General features: G+C 64.7%; 4 protein-coding genes. 2 read left to right on the plus strand and 2 right to left on the minus strand.

Features of this window, described 5'->3' with window-relative positions; all coding sequences use genetic code 11:
- Together minD and minC are read right to left on the minus strand one after the other, a co-directional pair.
- Positions 1–732 (minus strand): septum site-determining protein MinD (gene minD / locus ACXJKR_RS26835; RefSeq protein ID WP_457325412.1); only part of this gene is annotated, 732 nt, incomplete at its 3' end.
- Positions 733–776: 44 nt separating this feature from the next.
- Positions 777–1,610 (minus strand): septum site-determining protein MinC, encoded by an 834-nt coding sequence (minC, locus tag ACXJKR_RS26840; RefSeq protein ID WP_056199088.1) that lies wholly within the window; start codon positions 1,608–1,610, stop codon positions 777–779.
- Between the two features lie 589 nt (positions 1,611–2,199).
- On the opposite strand from minC, the gene ACXJKR_RS26845 reads away from it, so the two are divergent.
- Entirely contained in the window at positions 2,200–2,382 is a 183-nt protein-coding gene (locus ACXJKR_RS26845) for a hypothetical protein (protein ID WP_056199090.1), read from the plus strand.
- A 39-nt stretch (positions 2,383–2,421) separates the two neighbouring features.
- On the plus strand, positions 2,422–3,773 hold a 1,352-nt coding region (gene metG, locus ACXJKR_RS26850; protein WP_457325413.1), incomplete at its 3' end, for a methionine--tRNA ligase.

The raw sequence follows: 3,773 nt of genomic DNA on the forward strand, positions 1-3,773 counted from the left end.
GGCAACGACGTCCTTGTAGGCCTCGGCCACGTCGGTCTCGGCCAGGTGGATGGCCGGCGTGCCCTGGTTGGAGGCCTGCAGCACGCTCTCGCTCTCGGGGATGACGCCGATCAGCGGCGTGCGCAGGATCTCGTGGATGTCGTCCAGGCTCAGCATCTGGCCGCCCTCGACCCGGTTCGGGTTATAGCGCGTGATGAGCAGGTGCTCCTTCACGGGCTCGCCGCCTTCGATGGCGCGCTTGGTCTTGCTGCTCAGCATGCCGAGGATGCGGTCGCTGTCGCGCACCGACGAGACCTCGGGATTGGTCACCACCAGTGCCTCGTCGGCGTAGTGCATGGCCATCAGCGCACCGGTCTCGATGCCGGCCGGCGAGTCGCAGACGATGAAGTCGAACTCCATCGCCTTGAGCTCGTTGAGCACGCGCTCGACGCCTTCCTGCTTCAGCGCATCCTTGTCGCGCGTCTGCGAGGCGGCCAGGATGTAGAGCTTGTCAAGCTGCTTGTCCTTGATGAGGGCCTGCGTCAGCTTGATCTCTTCGTTGACGACGTTGATGAGGTCATACACCACACGGCGCTCGACGCCCATGATGAGGTCAAGGTTGCGCAGGCCAACATCGAAGTCGATGACGCAGGTCTTGTGGCCGCGCATCGCGAGGCCGGTGGCGAAGCTCGCGCTGGTGGTGGTCTTGCCGACCCCGCCCTTGCCGGAGGTGACGACGACGATCTTGGTCATCTGGAGCTTTCCTGTTCGTTCAGTTCAATCGGGTTCAGAGCACTTCAGAGGGCGAGTGGCAGCATCAGCAGCTTCTCGCCATCGAGCAGGACCTGGGCCGGCTTGCCCGCCACGTCGGCCGGCAGCGGGTTCTCGGTCGTGCGGTAGATGCCGGCAATCGACAGCAGCTCCGCCTCCAGGCTGTGGGCATAGATGCGGGCCGACGTGTCGCCGCGCGCGCCGGCGATGGCCTTGCCGCGCAGCGGTGCGTAGACATGCACGCTGCCATCGGCGATGACTTCGGCGCCGTGGTTCACCAGCGCCAGCACGACGAGGTCGCCGCCCTTGGCATAGATGCGCTGGCCGGAGCGCAGCGGCTTGTCGATGACCAGGGTCGGCGCAGGTGCGGCGGGCTTCTCGATGATCTTTTCGACGGTGATCTCACGAACCACCTCACGCACTGTCTCGGCCGGCGCGGCACTGCGTTCACCCATCGGCTCGTCGGCCGCGTCGGCCAGGCCCAGCTCATGCGCCGCGGCCAGCTCCTCGGCCGTCGCACCGGCCACGGCCACTGGCTGCAGCTGGCTGTTGCGCAGCAGCTCGACGATCGCCCGCAAATCAACCGGTGCCGGCCCGTCCAGGGCCAACGGTGCCTGGCCTTCGACCGGCGCGGCCACGGTGGCCGGCGCACGCGCCAGCTGGCTCAAGTCGATGACAACGGGCTCATGCTCGAAGCCGCCGGCGCCCGCGCGCTGGGCCCAGTCGGCGGCCAGCTCGGCCATGTCGGCGCTGTGCAGCACCAGGCCCAGCAGGCTGAAGCGGCGCGACTTCAATTCGAAAGTGCCGGCGCGCGCTGCGCTCTTGCCGCGTCCGCCACTTTCCCTCGTCAAATCCGCCATTGCGCCGCTGCCGCCCGTTCAAAAGGGCGCGAGTTTAGCCGCCACCCCCGCCTTGCCTGTTGGGGCTGCCCCCAGGCGGCACTCGCGATGGCGCCTCAAAAACGGGCATTGCGGGCGGCCGGCTGGCCGATCAAGCACTTAGCGCCGCTGTCGTCAGCCGGCCCACAGACTTGTCCACAGCAGACGGGGACAAAGCGCGTCGAAATGTCCTTCCAAACCGTGACATCCGCACTTGGTGCCTTGACTTATCCCCAAATCTGGAAGGCGTCAAGCCCCGCCAGCCCTCATGCCCCCTGGCCCGTGAGCTCGCCCCGCCATTCCGCTAAGTTATTGATTCATATAAGCGAACCGAGGGTGCCTAGAAATTGAGCAACCTAAGCGGACCCGCATTCCATAAGGGCTTGGCTGCGATGGCGGCGGGTTCTCCACAAAGTTTTCCACAGACTCGGTGGATAGCTTTCAGAAGCGTTACAAATCAGTGACTTAAGCGAGGTCCTTGAGGCGCTGTGGAGCTTTCGGCTGCAACTTGGAAGCGCTCAACGCGCCATCGCAAGCTACATTGGGCCGACCACCTCAAGGAGAGTCCATTTTGGCTACCCCGAACTACAGCTATGAAAAACGCCAGCGCGAGCTGGCCAAGAAGCGCAAGGCCGAGGAAAAGCGCCAGCGCAAGATCAGCGGCAAGCCCGACGAACCCGACGCCCCCGATGAGCCTCAGGCCGATGGCGAGGCCGCAGCCGACCCGGCCGCCCCCGTTGACCCGCAAACCTAGAATCCGCAGTTCCGCCCGCCAGCTCCGTTCCCAGCGCCCATGCCCCGCCAGCTCTTCGTCACCACCGCCCTACCCTATGCGAACGCCGGTTTCCACATCGGCCACATCATGGAGTACACCCAGGCCGACACCTGGGTGCGCTTCCAGCGCATGGCGGGCCACGAAGTGCACTTCGTCTGTGCGGACGACGCCCACGGCGCGCCGATCATGATTTCGGCCGAGAAGGCCGGAAAGACGCCGCAGGACTTCGTCGCCGGCATTGCCGCCGGCCGCAAGCAATACCTCGACGGCTTTCACATCAGCTTCGACAACTGGCATTCGACCGACGGACCAGAGAACCACGAGCTGTCCAAGGCCGTCTATCTCGCGTTGCGCCACAACGAGCTGATCTCGACCAAGACCATCGAGCAATTCTTCGACCCGGCCAAGTCGATGTTCCTGCCGGACCGCTTCATCAAGGGCGAGTGCCCCAAATGCGGCGCGAAGGACCAGTACGGCGACTCCTGCGAGGTCTGCGGCGCCGTCTATGCGCCCACCGAGCTGAAGAACCCTTACTCGGTGCTGTCCGGCGCGACGCCGGTGCTCAAGACCAGCGAGCACTACTTCTTCAAGTTGAGCGACCCTCGCTGCGTCGGCTTCCTGACGCAATGGACCCAAGAGGCAGGCCGGCTGCAGCCCGAGGTGCTGAACAAGATTCGCGAGTGGTTCGAGACCGACGAGGATGGCAACAACAAGCTCAGCGACTGGGACATCAGCCGCGACGCGCCTTATTTCGGCATCGAGATCCCCGATGCGCCGGGCAAGTATTTCTATGTCTGGCTGGACGCGCCCATCGGCTACCTGGCCTCGCTGAAGAATTACTTCGGCAAGACTGGCAGGGACTACGACGCGTTCATGGCCGACCCGTCGGTGGAGCAGATCCACTTCATCGGCAAGGACATCACCTACTTCCACACGCTGTTCTGGCCGGCGATGCTGCATTTCAGCGGCAAGCATCTGGCCGACGGCACCTACGTGCCGCGGAAGACCCCCAACCACGTCTTCGTGCACGGCTTCATGACCGTCAACGGCGGCGAGAAGATGAGCAAGAGCCGCGGCACCGGCCTGGACCCGCTGAAGTACCTCGCTCTCGGCCTGAACGCCGAGTGGCTGCGCTACTACATCGCCGCCAAGCTCAATGCCAAGGTCGAGGACATCGACTTCAACCCCGAGGACTTCGCGGCCCGCGTCAACAGCGACCTGGTCGGCAAGTTCATCAACATCGCGTCGCGCGCCGCGGGCTTCCTGACCAAGCGTTTCGACGGCCATCTCAGCGGCGACCTCGGCGTCGAAGGCCGCATGCTGCTGGACGCACTGCGCGCCCCAAGCGATTCGATCGCCCAGCTCTACGA

It is taken from the genome of Roseateles sp. P5_E11 (genome assembly GCF_054049355.1).

Coding starts and splice junctions, on each gene's coding strand:
- minC (WP_056199088.1), bottom strand. CDS start 1,610: ATGGCGGATTTGACGAGGGAAAGTGGCGGACGCGGCAAGAGCGCAGCG.